Raw genomic sequence first — 16528 nt, forward strand, 5'->3', positions numbered from 1 at the left:
CCCAGGCCCTGCGACCGGATCATCTGCACGACCTGCAGCTTGAAGCTCGCGTCAAAGACTCTTCGTTTCGTGTTCGTCACGTTCGTTGCCCAGGTGATTTCCACCTATCGGTGTGTGCGAAATCATTAGATCAGGACACCCCGCTCACGCGGGGCAACCTGCTCGCCAGTGTCAGTACGGGCGCCGTCCCTGGGCCTATCCCCGCTCACGCGGGGCAACCCCGGACCTCAGACCGGCATCGACTTCCCAGGAGGGCCTATCCCCGCTCACGCGGGGCAACCGTCGATCGCGCACCGCCTGCAGCACAGCATCCGGGCCTATCCCCGCTCACGCGGGGCAACCGACGCACGATCACGGGAGATACTGGTATGTATGGGCCTATCCCCGCTCACGCGGGGCAACCGCAACCGCCCAGGCAGACCCAGAGAAAAACAGGGGCCTATCCCCGCTCACGCGGGGCAACCGAGCGCCTGCTGGAAAGGGTGGTCCCTAGCAGGGGCCTATCCCCGCTCACGCGGGGCAACCGAGGCAGCTTCCCGACGCGCTGCTGTGCGTCTGGGCCTATCCCCGCTCACGCGGGGCAACCATCACGGGAGATACTGGTATGTATGTCGGGTATGGCCTATCCCCGCTCACGCGGGGCAACCTCTCCAGCATAACTACTTGTCACACAAGAGAAAACCTCAAAACCCATCCGAAATTTTAAAGAGCTTTTCAGAGCTTGCTTCGGCGGGTCAGCCACATGCCGTCCACCTCGATCAGCTCGCGCGGTGGCGTCCCGAGATGTGCCACGCCCACGCCGCCAGTCACGTTCAGATCGCGCCAGACCATCACCAGACTGCCCCGCGGTTCCTGCCCGTGCCAGTCGCTCACCACGGACCACGTCCGCTCGCGCACGCCGTTGTTCATGCGCGGCGACACGAACACGTTGGGCGCCACCTCCAGCATCACCGACGACAGAAAACCATGAAACCGATCGACCACATCACGCGTCACGATCATCACCAGCGCCATCACCGCCCCCTGTCTCCACCTCGTCCATGCGCAGTACCTGCTTGATCCGGTCGATCATCGACACGATCACCTGCTGCTTGCGAAACACCTTGGCCGCCTCCCGGCGCACCAGCCGATCGACCGTCTCGTCCGTCTTCTCGGCCTGCTTGGCCGCGGCGAAGGCGATCTGCAACGTCACCGACTCCCGGAACAGATCCGCGACATCGAGCACGAACGACTGCCCCGAATCCTCGTGGATGAATCCCAGCGGCGGCAGCGCGGCCAGCGCCTGCACCGCAATCGCTGCCGCAGCCTGCACCGCCGTGGCTGCGTGGTTGATGGCCTGATTCGGCAGATCGGTCGCCTCCGGATCCGCCCGGTCGTAGCGGCGCCCCTTCCACTCGATGCCGTGCTTGTCGGCCATCAGCCGGTACATCACCTTGACCCGCGAACCTTCGATGCCGCGCAGTGTGTCCAGGTCGCGGTGCGGCAGCACCTCGCCCAGCCGCAGCGCGTACATGTGCCGCGCCACGCTGATGCGCCGTCGCGGGTTGCCCCAGAGTTCGGCTTGCCGGCGGGCCACGTCCGAGCGATCGGGCATCAGCGGTGGTGCGGTGTAGGAGCGCACCCCGTCCTGGCCCACCGCCGCCAGCAGCGTGCCATGCCGCGCCAGCAGGCGCAGCGCGTCATGGGTGACGCTGCTGCCGGGGCCAAGCAGGATCATCGACACCGCCTGGTGCGGGATCTGGTCCAGCGTCGGTGTGAGCGAGTCGGCACCCCGGCTGAAGTGCAGGCAGCCATCGATCACGCACAGTTCACCCCGCTCCAACCACACCAGGCCATGCCGATCGGCGTGCGGGACGCGGGCGGTTTCCAGTCCGAGGCGACCTTTGAGCATCGTATGGCCTCCTCACCCGCCGGGCCGCAGCATCAGCATGCCGAACCCGAAGGCGCGGTGCCGCCCCACGCCCCGAGCGAGCAATGCCGCGAACGCCTGTCCATCGACGACACGCAGCCGCCCGGCGAGCACCGCATCGGGTCCGCCCACTGCGCGGCGCTGGCGCTGTGGTGGTTCGGCTTGTTTCGGCTGGGTCTGGCGTATCACATCCAGCAAGCGAAACCGCTCCATCCGCACTTCGATCACCTCGACCGCGCCTTGCCACGGTTCGGCCGATGCGCCTCCGCCCTCCCGTACGCTCAACTGCTCGATCAGCCAGCGTCGGTACACCGTGCCGCGATCGTCGGGTTCGCTGCCCGCTGCCTCTGCTGCTTGCACGGCCGCCAAAAAGGCATCGCGTTCCTGGCGTGTGGCTCCCTCGCGGATGATCGGCCGCACCCGCACCTCGAAGCCCAGCACATGCCCGACCGGCCACCGCGTCGGGAACGCCCGCAGGCTGCAGCCGCCGTGCTCGGCCGTCGCCCCCAGCCCCAGCGCCGCGGCCACGTCGGGATCGGCCAGCGCGATGTGGCCACGCAACTCGTCCGGCGTCATCCGTGTGTAGGCCAGCAGCCCTTGGGCCGCGTCCAGGTAGCGAAATGGCTGGGGAGCCTGCTTGCCAAAGGCAGCGTGCAGCAGCGCGTGCAGCGCATAGCCGAGATCGCCCTGCGCGTGCAGCAGCCCGTGCCGAGCAGCCCAGGCGGCCAGCCGGCGCGGGTCGGGCCGGCTGTGCAGCAGGTGCAGTGCCGGTTGTTGTGGATCGTTGCTCATCGAATCATCCCTTCGCGCACCGGGCGCCAGCCGCCGTGCAGCCCGCTGCGCCACTGGCGTTCGTCACACAGGTCGAGTACCTGGTCGCCAGCCAGCAAGCCTTCGCCGTCGGGCCACTGCGCTCGCACGGACTGGGTGCCGTGTGGCATGGGCAGGTGTTGCAAGGCATCCAGCACCGTGTCGGCATGGACCCAGCCCGCCATCAGGCGACCCGTGGGCAGGCAGGGCTTGCGGCCGATGAACAGCGGGCGCTGTGGTCGGTCTAGCGCTGCGGCGATGTTGTCGAGTGTGGGTGACTCTTCGGCGGGTTCGAGTCGCAGCACGACGCAGGCGACGAGATCGGCGTGGTAATCGCGGTAGCGCAGGTGCGGGCTGTCATAAGACGCTGCGCCGCCGCGCCGCTCTTCCGGCGTGCCCCAGGTGGTCCAGCCCTTGTCGTTGGCGCCGAGCTGGGCGGTCTGGAAATCGGTCAGGCGGCTGCCGGGTTGCTCCAGCCGGGTGCCGATGCGCAGGCGCTCTTGCAGCCGGTCATGCCGCGCCGGCTCCGAGCGGTCCCAGCCCAGCGCGTTGGCCACCAGCCCGGTGAGCATGGACAGCGCAGGGAAGTCCCGGATCACGCCGAAGTTGTCGATCGTCTCGCCACCGAAGGCCACCAGCGGCGAGGCCAGCCGCAGGATCAGGTGTCGTCGGGTCATGGCGGTCAGGCCCCGGCCACCATGGCGGCGTTCGCGTTGACGATGGCCTCGCGCACCCAGTCGGCCAGACCCCCCAGCGGCAGGCGCTGCCCGGCCGGTACCTGCACGTCGTCCAGCGCCAGGAAACGCCGCGCCAGCGGGGCGCCATAGGCAGCGTCCAGTTGCGCGATTTCGGTCGCGAGGTGCTGCACGGCCGCTTGGCGCAAGGCGGGGGTTTGCAGGGGCAGGGCGTTCTGGAAAGCGCCGGCCAGACTGCGTGGCTGCCAGTCCCCAGCCTCGACCAGCAGGAAGCGCGCCCAGTCGAACGGCGCTGTGGAGCCGCGCTTGGCACCGGGACTGATGGTGGCGATCAGGTGGATGAGGTGCTGCACGACCCGACCGGCGAGTTCGCGCTGCTCGGCCGGCAGGCTCGCCCATTCGGCGGCGGGGTGGCCTTCGAGGTTGGCGATGAGCTGCGGCACGTCGATGACCACATAGCCGTAATACAGCCCCGAGGCCAGTTCGGTGTCGAAGATGCCAGCCGAACTCTGCTCGCCAGCCTCCTGCAGCAGGTCGTCCACCACGGTGAAGTAGTCGTTCTCGACCTGTGCCTCATGCACGGTGAAGGCATGGGCGACGTACACCGATGCGTCGCGGCTGGCCAGGATGTCGGAGGTCACCATGCGGCCGAACAGGGCGGATTCGAGTCCGCTGCCGTGGCGCAGGGCTTCGATGTTCTTCTTCTCGTCCTTCAGGAATTTGGCGATTGCACCCTTCAATGCCTTGTCGTCGGTGTGCTCGCCCGCCAGGGTGGCGCATCGCTCGACGAGGTAGGCGATCTCGGCGCGACCGAGCAGCACGGCCTGTCCGGTCTCCAGCGCCTCCTTGCCCTTCAGATCCTTGCCCTTGTCGAGCAGGCCGGCGGCGCGCAGCCCTTCGGCGGCGGTCTGCGCGAGGGCTTCGGACACGCCACGCTTGACGATCTCCTGGCGGATCAGTTCCAGCGTGCCCCGCGAGCGCACCGCCATCGGCACGCCCAGCCGCGACAGCGCAAACGTATCGTCCGCCACCCGCCAGTGCCGCTTCAGGCATTGCGACGAGATGCGGGTGCGGATCGCGTCGCCGTAGGGCAGCCGCTTGGCCAGCCCCGCGTCATCGCGGTTGAGCAAGGCGGCGGGGTAGTTGTGGAGCGTGTGGATCTGGATGAAACGGGGCAGTGTCATGGGAGCCTCCTTGAAGATGGGTTTGGTCAGTTCACGCGGGTCACTGGGGTGACTTGCTGGCGGCGCGGGCTAGCGTCGAGAAATACGGACCGGCGATGCGCAGGCGCAGGGCTTCGGCGGCATCGCGCTGTGGCCGCTCGGCGCTGCTTTCCATCAGGATCAGCTCGCCCAGTTCACGCCAGTTCGGCGCCACGCCCTTGCTCGCCATCAGCCGCAGCAGACGCGGCAGCAACTGCCGGAACGCATCGCCTCGCGAGGTGAGCAGTTTGGTCACGCGGGATTCAGCGACACCAGCCCGCGCCAGTTGCTCGCCCAGCCGCTGCCGCCCGTCGTGTCCGGCCAGCGCGATGCCTTGCGCGATCAGTGCCCAGCGCGGCCAGGTCTGCACCTGCCACGATTCGGGGGACAGGCCAGCGGCCAGCAGGGCGCGGGCAAGGGCAGCGAGTTCATGGGGCTGCAGCGCCTCGGGTTGCAGCCGGGCGAGGGCGGCACGGTCGCCGGTGCTGGTGCTCTTGCGGGCGATGTAGGCGGCTAGTGCAGAAAACGGATCGCGTTCGGCAATCGCCGGGGTGTCGTGTTCATCGTCAGTGGGCATGGTCGTGTTCCGTGGGCTGTTCGGGCAGGGCGGATGGATCGCGCAGCACGGCTTGCTGGCGGTAGTGGTTGGCGAGGTCAGGCAGTGGGGACTTCGGGCCGCGCAGGCCGCCGTGGAAGCGCGACAGGGCCGCTGCCTGGGCACGGTACCGCTGCATCCCGCTGCGTGGACCCGCTTCGAATGCGTGGCGCAGCAACGTTTCAGCTCGCTCGGTCAGTCCGATCAACCAGTTCAGACGATTCGCGGTCGGGTCATCGGCTTCGATTTCGTCGGTCAGGTCAGCAAAGAAGCGGGCGTCCTCCGCCCGCTCAAAGGGTTGCGAGAAGGTGCGGGCCTTGTTGGTGACGCTGTCACTGTCCTTGCCGGTAGGCTGGCCGTTGTTGAACAGCGTGGCCAGCGCCAGCCAGAGCAGCTTGCGCACGTCACCGATGGCGGTGATGCGTTGCTGCGAGACCTGCGCCAGCCGGTCGCGCTGGCCGCTGGCGAGCAGACCACGCACCTTGGGCGAGACGGGCACGCGGCGTTCGTGGAAGCCTTCGGTCTTGCCTTGGCCGCGTGCCACCCCGCGGGCGAGCAGTTGAATCCGCTCCCCTGCCACGTCCGAGGCCGCCATGTCTTGCGCGATGCCCGGTGCGTACTTGCCGCCGAATAGCAACTCGTGGACCAGCTTGTAGTGAAAGCCATCGCCGGTGATCGTCAGAGCCTTGCCAGCCGCAACATCAATGGGTGTCCAGGGGTCGCCCGTGACGCCGTTGAGTTCCTTGGCGGCCACCCGGGCAACCTTGGTACCAGCACTACAGGCACTCAGGCAGGAGCCCTCCGCACGTAGCCGTATCCGTCGGCAGATTTCGATGTAGAACGGATCGAGGGCGCTGAAGCTCAGACTGTCCGTGCCGTCCCAGGCCGGCAGCCACAGCAGCGCATGGCCTTCCTGCGCACGCAGTCCATGCAGATCCACCAATCCTTCTCGGCGCTTGCCAAGAGTCGCCAGATCGCGCTGCCAGCGTCTGCCCCATGGCGCGATCGGTGCCACACCTACTCCCGGGCGGCTGGCGAATCCCCCGTTCATTCGAGAGATGCCGTAGTTGCCAGCACCGAGGAATCCTTCCTGCGTCTGCAGGCTCACCAGTGCGAACAGCCAAGCATCCGATTCTGCGTCTAGCGCCCGACTCCCTTTCAGGTCATGGTTCTTGGACGTGACGAGCATATCCAGCTCGTCAGCGGCCCGGTACAGCGATTTCCAATCGTCGATGCGTCCTCCCGGCACCGGCGCTTGCAGCAACGCCGGCCGATCCGCCGGGCTGACCAGACACCACGCCGCCCCATCCGCATCGTCGGGCGTCAGCGCCAGCAGTCCCGCGCGCCAGTCGTCTGCCGTCTCGAACGGCTCGGCCCGCCCCGCGTGGTGCAGCGCGATGGCCGCCAACTGCGTGAGGAACGCATGCCACGGGTGGCGCTGGTGCGGGCGCAGTGCAGGGAAATCGCGCACCTCGTCGACCGCCATCGCCACGAACAGTGCGGGCAGGGTGGCGTTAACGGTGGCGCCATCGCCGACGCGGCGGTAGCGAATGAACGCTTCATCCAGGGTCGAAAATCGCAGGGGTGAAGTCATCGAATGCCTTTCATGCTGTTGATGTCTTCAGGCGTTCCAGCCCGAAGCGGTCATAGCGGTAGCGGCTGTCACCCAGCGTGAACTCGAAGCCGGCGTGGTCTGCCAGTGATGTGATGGCGGTCGGCAGCGCATCGGGGGGCAGGCCGGCCGGCATCTGGTGGTGGCGCAGCGTCAACTGCCGCACCGGCTGTCGGAATGGCCCCGTCTGCGGCGGATCGATCACCACCAGCCGATCGGCCGCCCCGAGGCGGGTGGCGATCTTCTGCTCGCTGTCCGGGAAGATCAGGCGGTCGTCATAAGGCTGGTCATACGGCAGTGCGTGCAGGCGTCCCAGGCTGGATTTGGCGCTCAGGCTGCCGTCGAGTTCCTGCCCGAAACGCTGCCAGTCGGCGCCGAGTTCGTGCTCGATGGCAGTCAGCGCCTCCAGGTGGGTCGCCTGCTCGACCAGCATGCGGTTGTCCTGCGGGATCAGTCGGGTTGGTTGCGCGTCGATCAGCCGGCGAGTGGCCTCCAGGATGCGCAGATCGACGTACACCCCGTCCAGCCCGGCCCCGGTGCGCATCGGGCCGAGACCATGCCGCGCCCGTTTCAGCAGCGGCGCCAAGTCATGTCCAGCCGGTGTCAGCACCCACGCGGTCGGTGACTCGAACCCGGCGGGCCGATGGTCGTCCGGGTGCTGCGGGGATGGCCGTTCGTGCCGGTGCAGTCGCCCCAGCCGCTGCAGCAGCACGTCCATCGGGCACAGGTCGGTGATGAGCAGGTCGGCGTCGATGTCCAGGCTCTGCTCCAGCGTCTGCGTGCCGATCACGATGCGCCCGCTGCGGTCGGCGCGGTGCTTGCCGAGTTGCACCTGCACTGCCAGATCGAGCTGCGGCCGATCCTGCCGACTGAAGCGGCTGTGGTGCAGCGTGCTGGCGCCATTCACCTTGAACAGCCAGTCGCCGCCCTGCGCTGCGCACAGCACCTCGACCGCCCGCAGCGTCGCAGTGGCCGACGGCACGGTGTTGCGCACCACGAGCACCCGTGCCCCGCGTGCGGCGGCGTCTATCGCGAGGCGGGCGATGCGCTCGGTGTCTTCGATCGCGTCGATCGTTTGCCAGCACAGGCGTTTGTGGCGTGGATTGCCGGTGACGGCATCGAGGCGGATGGCGTGGGGTGAGGTCCGTGTGCCGAGCGCCGGATAGGGCTGGGTCATGGCTTCCTGCAGCGGCACCACTGGCAGCCGTCGTGAAGCGTGTCCGACATTCAGATAGCGCGTGCGCGCTGCCGCGCCGAGCGTGGCCGACAGCAGCAGCGCCTGACCCCCGCAGGCCACATGCGCCTGCAGCAACCGCTCCATCAGCACTGTCATATAGACGTCCGAGGCATGGACCTCATCGACCACCAGCAGGCTACGCGTCAGCAGGGCTTGCCGCAGATGGGCATGCCGCACCTGAAGCACCCCGAGCAATGCCTGATCGACCGTGCCGACCGCGACGGTGGCGGCGAGAAAACGCTTGGGCGATTCGGCTGCCCAGCGTTGGGCGGCCCGGTTGTCGTCGGGTTGGTCCGGCCAGAGCACCTTGTAGTCCGGCAGGCCGATCTTCTGTTCACCATCTGCTGCCTCGTAACCCGGCAGGGCGCGCACCACCACAGGGGCATCCTCCGGCCAGACCCGTGCCACGAAGTCGCGCACCCGTTCATACAACTGCGACGCCGCCACCCGCGTGGGCAGTGCGAAATAGAGGCTGTCCACCCGGCCTTGCTGGAACAGGTGCAGAAAGCGCCACAGTGCCGCCTCCGTCTTGCCGCTGCCGGTCTCGGCTTCGAGGATAACCACTGGCCCCAAGCCATCTGCGGCGGAGGCGATCTGCATGGGCCGGGGCTGCTCGACCTGAAACACCTTGGAAAACGGCGGTGGGCAGCGCACCACGCTGGCGCGCCAGTGGTCAGCGTCCAGTCCCAACATCTTGACCGCGTGGCGGGCGCGACCGGCTGCGGTGGTCGCCCGATCCTCGCCCGGTTCGGTGTAGGGGAAAAAGGCCGGCCGCGTATCCGATCCGAGCCAATCCGCCAGTTGCACCAGCCCGCCGAAGAGGTGAACCAACGCCGGTCGGTCCGGCAATTCGGGGTGTCCGTCCGTGAAGGCCAGTGGATACAACGAGATGACACATCGGGCCATCTCGCTCACGGTCTGTGCCGGGTCGTAGCGGCCACTCACCGGATCGAGCACAGGTTGCCAGACTTGAATGCCGCCATGCCGGCTTTCATCGACGGGCCGGCCGTGGTGGCTGATGCTGGCGCGCAGCAAAGCCAGCACCACGTCGTTGCCCCAGCTTGCCAAGGCATCGAGCGGCATGTCCCGCAGGATGTTGGCGGCATTGGGAATCACGCCACTGTCCGAGAACAGCAGCCAGCCTTCGGTGCCATGTCCGCAGGCATGGGGCCAGTGGCGCGAGCGGGGATCGCTGGCGAGCCAGTACCGGCCTTGGAATCCAGCATTGGCCTTGCCGATGTCGTGCAGGAAAGCCAGCACCGACAGTCGAGCCAGATCGACATTGGTCAGCGGACGACTAGCGGCGGTGTCGAGTGCCTGCCGCATCGCTGAACAGCGGGCAATGGCGTCCAGACAGGCCGCCACGTCGATCATGTGGTCGCACAGGGGGTGGATGCTGTCGATGTCAGCGCCCGAGCGGTGCAACTTCCCCCACGCCCGAAATGCGGTTGGCGGACGGTGTCCGCCCGTGAATGTTGTCATGTCTCTCCCTTGTTGCCGCGCTCGTCGTCGCTGCCGGATGCCTGTTGACCGGCAAGACTTACACGTTCGCCGAATCCGATGCGGCCATCAAGGCACAAGGGGAGATATTTCTGTTTCGAGTGAAATTGGCGTGAAAAAATGCCGACCGGCGAACCGGGCGGCATGTCTTGGGGAGGCTGAAGAGGGGATTACTTCTGCGCCAGCACCCACATCACCAGCGTCTTGGCCTCGTCTGGCGTCACGGCATTCGCCGGCATCGGAATCTGACCCCAGACACCCGAGCCACCCTTGATGACCTTCTCGGCCAGCTTGGCGACCGCGTCCTTCTGCCCTGCGTACTTGGCGGCCACGTCCTTGTAGGCGGGCCCGACCAGCTTCTTGTCCACGGCGTGGCAGGCCATGCAGTTCTTTTTCTGGGCCAGTTCGGCGTTGGCGAACACCGGGCTGGAGAGGGTGACGGCGGCCAGGGCGGCAAGGGCGAACAGCGACTTCATGGTGTGGGGGTTCCGTTTTTCGTGGGGTGAGGGCGTGAAATTCAGGCCGACGCCAAAGCTGGAAACGAGTTTATCGGTCCCGCCGTTGACGTACTTGACAGGGGTCTGACTCGGGGCGGGGGAGTCGGGGTATCCTCATCAATCCTGCGTCTTGTGACGGGTTGATGCCGAGGGTAGTTGTATGGCGCTCGTGTGGTTGGGTGTGCTGGGCCTGGTGCTGAAGTGGCTGGAGATCGGCCCGGTGGCCCATTGGTCGTGGTGGGCCGTGCTGTCGCCGTTCGGGTTGGCGATGGTCTGGTGGGCCGTGTCGGATGCGCTGGGGTTCACCGCCCGTGCCCGCCAGAAACGCGAAGACAGCCGGCGCGAGCTGCGCCGGCGCAACACCGTCGAGGCGCTGGGCCGCAAGACCCCGCTGCCTCGACGCCGCTGAAAGCCAATCCTCGGATCAGCCGCCGAACTTGTCCAGCACTGCGCCCGCGCTGGCACTGGAGGCATTGAACGCGAACTTGGCCAGCACACCGCGGGTATAGCGCGGCTTCGGTGCGGTCCACGCTCCACGGCGCCGAGCGATCTCTTCGTCCGACACGTTCAGTTGCAGCAGCAACTGGTGCGCGTCGATGGTGATCGTGTCGCCTTCCTCGATCAACGCGATGACGCCGCCCGCCGCCGCTTCCGGTGCGACGTGGCCGACCACCATGCCCCAGGTGCCGCCCGAGAAGCGCCCGTCGGTGATCAGGCCGACCGATTCACCCAGGCCCTGACCGATCAGTGCGCCGGTTGGCGCCAGCATTTCCGGCATGCCCGGGCCGCCCTTGGGGCCGAGGTAGCGCAGCACCATCACGTCGCCTGCGACGATCTTGTTGGCCATGATCGCAGCCAGCGCCGATTGCTCGTCCTCGAACACCCGCGCCGGGCCGGTCATCACCGGGTTCTTCAGGCCGGTGATCTTGGCGACACAGCCTTCGGGCGACAGGTTGCCTTTCAGGATGGCCAGGTGACCTTCGGCGTAGATCGGGTTCGTGACCGGGCGGATCACCTTCTGGTCGGGGGACAGGGCGGGCACGTCGGCCAGGTTCTCGGCCACGGTCTTGCCGGTGATGGTGATGCAGTCGCCGTGCAGCAGGCCATGCGCAAGCAGCTCCTTCATCACCGCGGGGATGCCGCCGGCGTGGTGCAGGTCGATCGCCAGGTACTGGCCGCTGGGCTTGAGGTCGCACAGCACCGGGGTGCGGCGGCGCACGCGCTCGAAGTCGTCGATGCTCCACTCGACCTCGGCCGCATGGGCGATGGCCAGGAAGTGCAGCACGGCGTTGGTCGAGCCGCCTGTGGCCATGATGACGGCGACGGCGTTTTCGATGGCTTTCCTGGTGACGATGTCGCGCGGCTTCAGGTCGGCCTTGACGGCGTCCACCAGCACGGCGGCGGCCTGCTTGACGCTCGCGACCACCTCGTCCTCGACGTTGGCCATCGTCGATGAATACGGCAGGCTCAGGCCCAGCGCCTCGAACGACGAACTCATCGTGTTGGCGGTGTACATGCCGCCGCACGAACCGGAGCCGGGGATGGCGCGGTGTTCGATCTCGCAGAAATCCTCGTCGCTCATCTTGCCGGCCGAGTATTGGCCGACCGCCTCGAACACGCTGACGATGTTCAGGTCCTGGCCCTTGTACTTGCCGGGCAGGATGGTGCCGCCGTAGACGTAGAGCGCCGGCACGTTCGAGCGCAGCATGCCCATCATGCCGCCGGGCATGTTCTTGTCGCAGCCGCCGATGACGAGCACGCCGTCCATCCACTGGCCGCCGACGCAGGTTTCCACGCAGTCGGCGATGACCTCGCGCGAGACCAGCGAGTACTTCATGCCCTCGGTGCCCATGGCCATGCCGTCGGAGATGGTCGGCGTGCCGAAGATTTGCGGGTTGGCGCCGGCTTCCTTCAGGCCGATCACGGCTGCGTCGGCCAGGCGCTGCAGGCCGGAGTTGCAGGGCGTGATGGTCGAGTGGCCATTGGCGACCCCGACCATCGGCTTGCCCATGTCCTCGTCCTTGTAGCCCATGGCGTAGTACATGGAGCGGTTCGGGGCGCGGGCGACGCCTTCGGTGATGTTCTTGGAGCGGCGGTTGAAGCTCATGGTGTCGGGGTTCCAGCGTGGGTGGCTTGGTGAGGCGGAAAGGGAAACGAGAATAGTGCGCGCGGTCCGTGGGTGTCCAATCTATTTGTGTACGCTTGGTAATCTGTACGGCATATCAATCGACCGATCCACTCCATGACCTCCTCGATCGAGTTGCGTGTCTGGCGCCAGTTCGTGACGCTGGCCGAAGAGCTGCATTTCGGCCGCGCCGCGCAGCGCCTGCACATGACCCAGCCGCCACTGACCCAGGCCATCCAGGGACTGGAGCGCGGCCTCGGTGTGGCGCTGTTCGCGCGCACGCGGCGCTCGGTGGCGCTGACGCCGGCAGGGCTGGCGCTGCTGGCACCGGTGCGGCGGCTGCTGGCGGCGTCGGACGAGCTGCAGCGCATCGCCCAGGCCGCGGACGCCGGGCTGGCCGGGCGGCTGCGGCTGGCATTCGTGTCGTCCATCGCCTACGGGCCGCTGCCGGAGTGGCTGCGCAGCTTCCGCGAGGCCCATGCCGAGGTGGAGCTGGTGCTGCGCGAGGCAACCCTGGACGTGCAGCTCGATGCCTTCGACGCCGACGAGATCGACACCGGCTTCGTGCTGCACGCGCCGGGTGCAGCGCCGCCGGGGCTGGCCGCGCAGGTCGTGCTGGCCGAACCGCTGCGCATGGCGCTGCCGGAGTCGCATCCGGCCGCTGCGCAGGCGCTGGTGCGCTGGGACGCCATCGCCGCCGAGCCGCTGGTGATCTTCCCGCGCCGGATCGCGCCTTCGCTGTTCGATGCCGTGCTGGCCACCTACCGCGCGCAGGGCGCCACGCCCCGCATCGCCCAGGAGGCAATCCAGATGCAGACCATCGTCAATCTGGTCTCGGCCGGCATGGGGGTCGCGTGGGTGCCGGAGTCGGTGACGCGGCTGCAGCGGCCCGGTGTTGTCTACCGCGCGGTGGTGGGTGTGGCACTGAACTGCGAGACCAGCCTGGTCTGGCGCGAGCCGGCGCTACCCGTGGTGCAGCGGTTTGTGGCGCATGTCGCGGCGCAGCAGCGACAATCCGCGCCTGTCTCTCATCCTCGGAGTGCTGCCGATGCTGGTGCATCCCCAATTTGACCCGGTCGCGCTGAACCTGGGTTTCCTCCAGATCCACTGGTATGGACTGACCTATCTGGCCGCCTTCGGCCTGTTCTACTGGCTGGCGACCCGCCGCATCCGGCAGGCGCCCTACGCCGCGGGCGGCTGGACGCCGCGCGAGGTCGAGGACCTGCTGTTCTACGGCGTCATGGGCGTGATCCTGGGCGGCCGGCTCGGCTACGTGCTGTTCTACAAGCCGTCGTATTACCTAGCCAATCCGGCGGAGATCTTCGCCGTCTGGAAGGGCGGCATGGCGTTCCATGGCGGCCTGCTCGGCGTGGTCGTGGCGATGGCCGTGTTCGCCTGGGTGCGCAAGAAGCGTTTCTTTGAAGTCACGGATCTGGTGGCACCCTGTGTGCCGACCGGGCTGGCCTGCGGGCGCATCGGCAACTTCATCAACGGTGAACTCTGGGGACGTGCGGCAGACGCCAGCCTGCCGTGGGCGATGGTGTTCCCGCAGTCGGGCAGCGAGATCGCGCGCCACCCGTCGCAGCTCTACCAGTTCCTGCTGGAAGGGCTGCTGCTGTTCGTGATCCTGTGGTTTTACGGGCGCACCCGCTCGGCGCACCACCGGACGGATGGCACGGTGGTCTGGGGCCGGGTATCGGGCCTGTTCCTGATCGGCTACGGCGCGTTCCGCTTCATCGCCGAATACTTCCGCGAGCCGGACAGCTTCCTCGGGCTGCTGGCGCTGAACCTGAGCATGGGCCAGTGGCTGTGCGTGCCGATGGTGGTGGCCGGCATGGCGATCTGGGCGCTGGCCGGGAAACGGTCGTGAGTACACCGCTGAGAGTGCTGGGCATCGAGTCCTCGTGCGACGAAACCGGCATCGCGCTGGTCGAGCTGCCCGACGGCGTGGACGGTGCAGCGCCGCCGCGGCTGCTCGCGCAGGCGCTGCACAGCCAGATCGACATGCACCAGGCGTATGGCGGCGTGGTGCCCGAGCTGGCCTCGCGCGACCACATCCGCCGCGTCGTGCCGCTGCTGCGCGAGACGCTGGCAGATGCGTGGCTGGGGCTGGATGCGGTGGATGTCGTCGCCTACACGCGCGGGCCGGGGCTGGCGGGGGCGCTGCTGGTTGGCGCCGGCATGGCCTGCGCGCTGGGGATGGCACTGGACCGACCAGTGCTGGGTGTGCATCACCTGGAGGGGCACCTGTTGTCGCCATTCCTCTCGGCCGATCCGCCGGAGTTCCCCTTCGTCGCGCTGCTGGTGTCGGGCGGGCACACGCAGCTCATGCAAGTCGATGGGGTGGGGCGCTACACGATGCTCGGCGAGACCATCGACGACGCAGCGGGGGAGGCCTTCGACAAGACGGCCAAGATGCTCGGGCTGGGCTATCCGGGCGGGCCGGCCTTGGCGAAGCTGGCAGAGCAGGGCGACGATGCGGCGTTCAAGCTGCCACGTCCGTTGATGCGTGGCGATCTGCTGGATTTTTCGTTCGCTGGGCTGAAGACCGCCATGTGGACGCAGTTGAACAAGCTTGATGTCACGGCGCCGAACGCCGCGCAGGCGCGGGCGGATCTCGCCGCTTCGACGCAGGCGGCGATCGTCGATGTGCTGGTCGCCAAGTCGCTGCTTGCACTGAAGCAGACCGGGTTGAAACGGATGGTCGTGGCAGGGGGGGTTGGCGCGAACCGACGGCTGCGGGCGCATTTGGACACGCAGTGCGGGCGGCGTGGCGTGCGCGTCCACTATCCCGAGTTGCACCTGTGTACCGACAACGGCGCCATGATCGCGCTGGCCGGAGCCATGCGGTTGCAGAGCGGCCAGGCGGTGGCAAGCCGGGACTATGCGTTTGACGTGCGTCCGCGCTGGGATCTGGCCACGGTCTGATTCGAGGGGGAAGTGGGTCGGATTTTGTAATGCATAATTCAAAATCCATGAAAAACACTGTCTTTTCCCTTTCCGCACTCGCTGTGTCGAGCGTTCTGGCGCTTGGCACCTCGCCCTCCCAAGCTCTTGAGCCGATCCGGCTGGGCCTCATCGAGGGACTGTCCGGCCCCTTTGCCAATGCGGGCGAAGCGGTGGCGCGCAACATCACCTGGGCGGTCGAGCGCGTGAACGCACGTGGCGGTGTCAAGCTGCCCGGCGGCAACCGGCCGCTGGAACTCGTGCGCCTGGACAGCAAGGGCAACACCGAGGAGGCGCTGACCATGCTGAAGAGCGCGGTCGATCAGCAGATCGGTGTCGTGCTGCAGGGCAACAGTTCCGCCACCGCTGCCGCGCTGATCGACGCGCTCAACAAGCACAACGACCGCGAGCCGCAGCGCCGGGCGGTGTTCCTCAATTACTCGGCGGTCGATCCGGCGCTGACCAACGAGAAGTGCAGCCCGTGGCACTTCCGCTTCGATGCCCACGCCGACATGCGCCTGGCTGCGCTCACCGACGTGCTGCAGCAGGACACGGCAATCAAGCGCGTCTACCTGATTGGCCAGGACTACAGCTTCGGCCAGCATGTCGTGCGTCAGGGCCGGGTGATGATCGCGGCCAAGCGCCCGGACATCCAGTTCGTCGGCGAAGAACTGCACCCGGTGGGCCGCGTCAAGGACTTCCTGCCCTACGCGACCAAGATCAAGGCCAGCGGCGCGCAGGCGGTGGTCACCGGCAACTGGGGCAACGACCTGACGCTGCTGGTGAAGGCGGCGCGCGATGTCGGCTTCGAGGGCAAGTTCTACACCTTCTACGGCAATGCGCTGGGCGTGCCGGGTGCCTTGGGGGATGCGGGTGTGGGGCGTGTGGTGGCCGTGGCCGAGTGGCATCCGAACGCGGGCGGCAAGGCGTCCGACGCGCTGGTCGCCAGCTTCCACCAGCGTTTCCCCAAGCCGGAGGACGACTACCTGCATGTGCGCATGCAGGCGATGGTCGAGATGCTGGCGCAGGCGATGGAACGCGCCCGCAGCACCGAGGCCACCGCCATCGCCAAGGCGATGTCCGGCGCCCGCTTCGACGGCAAGGCGCTGGGCGGACTGGGCGCGGGCGTGATGCGCGCCGAGGACCACCAGTTCATCCAGCCGCTCTACGTCAGCACGATGCAGAAGGCGGGCACGGAGGGCGTTCGCTTCGATGTCGAGGGATCCGGCTACGGCTTCCGCACCGTGCGTTACCTGACGGCCGAGCAGACGGTGCAGCCACATTCGTGCAAGATGGCTCCCCTCTGATCCTTTCGGATCTGCTGGAGTGGGGATTTCCATGCGTCAAGTGATTGCCGATCTGTCGGCATCTCGCATCCGTGAAGTGGCCAATGCGGGCCT

At 67.4% G+C, this 16528-nt stretch carries 16 protein-coding genes and 1 CRISPR repeat array; of the genes, 5 read left to right on the forward strand and 11 right to left on the reverse strand.

Annotated elements, in window-relative coordinates; translation table 11 throughout:
• The first annotated feature begins 191 nt into the window (after nucleotides 1-191).
• A CRISPR array of direct repeats spans nucleotides 192-648; the repeat unit is 30 nt; unit sequence GGGCCTATCCCCGCTCACGCGGGGCAACCG.
• A gap of 66 nt (nucleotides 649-714) precedes the next feature.
• From cas2e to RMP06_RS09350, 10 genes are read right to left on the reverse strand one after another with little or no spacing between them, the layout of a single operon-like run.
• Nucleotides 715-1002, reverse strand: coding sequence for a type I-E CRISPR-associated endoribonuclease Cas2e (gene cas2e, locus RMP06_RS09305; protein ID WP_310461498.1), 288 nt, complete (start codon nucleotides 1000-1002; stop codon nucleotides 715-717).
• Nucleotides 986-1891, reverse strand: coding sequence for a type I-E CRISPR-associated endonuclease Cas1e (cas1e, locus tag RMP06_RS09310; protein ID WP_310461499.1), 906 nt, complete (start codon nucleotides 1889-1891; stop codon nucleotides 986-988). The genes cas2e and cas1e overlap by 17 nt, the downstream gene beginning before the upstream one ends.
• 12 nt (nucleotides 1892-1903) lie before the next feature.
• Nucleotides 1904-2701 carry a type I-E CRISPR-associated protein Cas6/Cse3/CasE gene (locus tag RMP06_RS09315; RefSeq protein ID WP_310461500.1) on the reverse strand — a complete coding sequence of 266 codons (798 nt, stop codon included), beginning with the start codon at nucleotides 2699-2701 and terminating at the stop codon, nucleotides 1904-1906.
• On the reverse strand, nucleotides 2698-3396 hold the full coding sequence (gene cas5e, locus RMP06_RS09320; protein ID WP_310461501.1) for a type I-E CRISPR-associated protein Cas5/CasD: 699 nt from the start codon (nucleotides 3394-3396) through the stop codon (nucleotides 2698-2700). The genes RMP06_RS09315 and cas5e overlap by 4 nt, the downstream gene beginning before the upstream one ends.
• A gap of 5 nt (nucleotides 3397-3401) precedes the next feature.
• Nucleotides 3402-4598 (reverse strand): type I-E CRISPR-associated protein Cas7/Cse4/CasC, encoded by a 1197-nt coding sequence (cas7e, locus tag RMP06_RS09325; RefSeq protein ID WP_310461502.1) that lies wholly within the window; start codon nucleotides 4596-4598, stop codon nucleotides 3402-3404.
• A 40-nt stretch (nucleotides 4599-4638) separates the two neighbouring features.
• Nucleotides 4639-5193, reverse strand: a complete 555-nt coding sequence (casB, locus tag RMP06_RS09330; RefSeq protein WP_310461503.1) for a type I-E CRISPR-associated protein Cse2/CasB — start codon at nucleotides 5191-5193, stop codon at nucleotides 4639-4641.
• Nucleotides 5183-6805 carry a type I-E CRISPR-associated protein Cse1/CasA gene (locus RMP06_RS09335; protein WP_310461504.1) on the reverse strand — a complete coding sequence of 541 codons (1623 nt, stop codon included), beginning with the start codon at nucleotides 6803-6805 and terminating at the stop codon, nucleotides 5183-5185. The genes casB and RMP06_RS09335 overlap by 11 nt, the downstream gene beginning before the upstream one ends.
• A 10-nt stretch (nucleotides 6806-6815) precedes the next feature.
• Nucleotides 6816-9542 carry a CRISPR-associated helicase Cas3' gene (cas3, locus tag RMP06_RS09340; protein WP_310461505.1) on the reverse strand — a complete coding sequence of 909 codons (2727 nt, stop codon included), beginning with the start codon at nucleotides 9540-9542 and terminating at the stop codon, nucleotides 6816-6818.
• On the reverse strand, nucleotides 9539-9706 hold the full coding sequence (locus RMP06_RS09345) for a hypothetical protein (protein WP_310461506.1): 168 nt from the start codon (nucleotides 9704-9706) through the stop codon (nucleotides 9539-9541). The genes cas3 and RMP06_RS09345 overlap by 4 nt, the downstream gene beginning before the upstream one ends.
• A 24-nt stretch (nucleotides 9707-9730) precedes the next feature.
• Nucleotides 9731-10036: a c-type cytochrome gene (locus tag RMP06_RS09350; protein WP_310461507.1), complete on the reverse strand. Its 306-nt coding sequence runs from the start codon at nucleotides 10034-10036 to the stop codon at nucleotides 9731-9733.
• Nucleotides 10037-10217: 181 nt separating this feature from the next.
• Between RMP06_RS09350 and RMP06_RS09355 the strand changes: the two genes are divergently transcribed.
• Nucleotides 10218-10466, forward strand: coding sequence for a TIGR04438 family Trp-rich protein (locus tag RMP06_RS09355; protein WP_310461508.1), 249 nt, complete (start codon nucleotides 10218-10220; stop codon nucleotides 10464-10466).
• Nucleotides 10467-10481: 15 nt separating this feature from the next.
• Here RMP06_RS09355 and ilvD read toward each other — a convergent pair whose 3' ends face one another.
• The gene (gene ilvD, locus RMP06_RS09360) at nucleotides 10482-12164 is read right to left on the reverse strand and encodes a dihydroxy-acid dehydratase (RefSeq protein ID WP_310461509.1); all 1683 of its coding nucleotides are present in this window, start codon (nucleotides 12162-12164) and stop codon (nucleotides 10482-10484) included.
• A 135-nt stretch (nucleotides 12165-12299) separates the two neighbouring features.
• Between ilvD and RMP06_RS09365 the strand changes: the two genes are divergently transcribed.
• Genes RMP06_RS09365 through RMP06_RS09380 form a run of 4 tightly spaced genes read left to right on the forward strand, consistent with a single transcriptional unit; the run spans nucleotide 12300 to nucleotide 16435 of the window.
• On the forward strand, nucleotides 12300-13253 hold the full coding sequence (locus RMP06_RS09365) for a LysR family transcriptional regulator (RefSeq protein ID WP_310461510.1): 954 nt from the start codon (nucleotides 12300-12302) through the stop codon (nucleotides 13251-13253).
• A complete protein-coding gene (gene lgt / locus RMP06_RS09370) occupies nucleotides 13231-14052 on the forward strand; it encodes a prolipoprotein diacylglyceryl transferase (RefSeq protein WP_310461511.1) in 822 nt (273 codons plus the stop codon). Before RMP06_RS09365 ends, lgt begins: the two co-directional genes overlap by 23 nt.
• A complete protein-coding gene (gene tsaD / locus RMP06_RS09375) occupies nucleotides 14049-15110 on the forward strand; it encodes a tRNA (adenosine(37)-N6)-threonylcarbamoyltransferase complex transferase subunit TsaD (RefSeq protein ID WP_409050139.1) in 1062 nt (353 codons plus the stop codon). The genes lgt and tsaD overlap by 4 nt, the downstream gene beginning before the upstream one ends.
• 47 nt (nucleotides 15111-15157) lie before the next feature.
• A complete protein-coding gene (locus RMP06_RS09380; RefSeq protein ID WP_310461512.1) occupies nucleotides 15158-16435 on the forward strand; it encodes a branched-chain amino acid ABC transporter substrate-binding protein in 1278 nt (425 codons plus the stop codon).
• The last annotated feature ends 93 nt before the right edge of the window (nucleotides 16436-16528 follow it).

This window comes from Sphaerotilus sp. (assembly GCF_031429695.1).
Taxonomy (GTDB): Bacteria; Pseudomonadota; Gammaproteobacteria; order Burkholderiales; family Burkholderiaceae_C; genus Sphaerotilus.

Bases quoted from the DNA above. Each gene is read 5' to 3' on its own strand.
- RMP06_RS09335 (WP_310461504.1), bottom strand. From the start codon at position 6,805: ATGACTTCACCCCTGCGATTTTCGACCCTGGATGAAGCGTTCATTCGC.
- cas7e (WP_310461502.1), bottom strand. From the start codon at position 4,598: ATGACACTGCCCCGTTTCATCCAGATCCACACGCTCCACAACTACCCC.
- cas1e (WP_310461499.1), bottom strand. From the start codon at position 1,891: ATGCTCAAAGGTCGCCTCGGACTGGAAACCGCCCGCGTCCCGCACGCC.
- cas3 (WP_310461505.1), bottom strand. From the start codon at position 9,542: ATGACAACATTCACGGGCGGACACCGTCCGCCAACCGCATTTCGGGCG.
- cas5e (WP_310461501.1), bottom strand. From the start codon at position 3,396: ATGACCCGACGACACCTGATCCTGCGGCTGGCCTCGCCGCTGGTGGCC.
- RMP06_RS09350 (WP_310461507.1), bottom strand. From the start codon at position 10,036: ATGAAGTCGCTGTTCGCCCTTGCCGCCCTGGCCGCCGTCACCCTCTCC.
- lgt (WP_310461511.1), top strand. From the start codon at position 13,231: ATGCTGGTGCATCCCCAATTTGACCCGGTCGCGCTGAACCTGGGTTTC.
- RMP06_RS09355 (WP_310461508.1), top strand. From the start codon at position 10,218: ATGGCGCTCGTGTGGTTGGGTGTGCTGGGCCTGGTGCTGAAGTGGCTG.
- cas2e (WP_310461498.1), bottom strand. From the start codon at position 1,002: ATGATCGTGACGCGTGATGTGGTCGATCGGTTTCATGGTTTTCTGTCG.
- RMP06_RS09345 (WP_310461506.1), bottom strand. From the start codon at position 9,706: ATGCCGCCCGGTTCGCCGGTCGGCATTTTTTCACGCCAATTTCACTCG.
- RMP06_RS09365 (WP_310461510.1), top strand. From the start codon at position 12,300: ATGACCTCCTCGATCGAGTTGCGTGTCTGGCGCCAGTTCGTGACGCTG.
- casB (WP_310461503.1), bottom strand. From the start codon at position 5,193: ATGCCCACTGACGATGAACACGACACCCCGGCGATTGCCGAACGCGAT.
- RMP06_RS09315 (WP_310461500.1), bottom strand. From the start codon at position 2,701: ATGAGCAACGATCCACAACAACCGGCACTGCACCTGCTGCACAGCCGG.
- RMP06_RS09380 (WP_310461512.1), top strand. From the start codon at position 15,158: ATGAAAAACACTGTCTTTTCCCTTTCCGCACTCGCTGTGTCGAGCGTT.
- ilvD (WP_310461509.1), bottom strand. From the start codon at position 12,164: ATGAGCTTCAACCGCCGCTCCAAGAACATCACCGAAGGCGTCGCCCGC.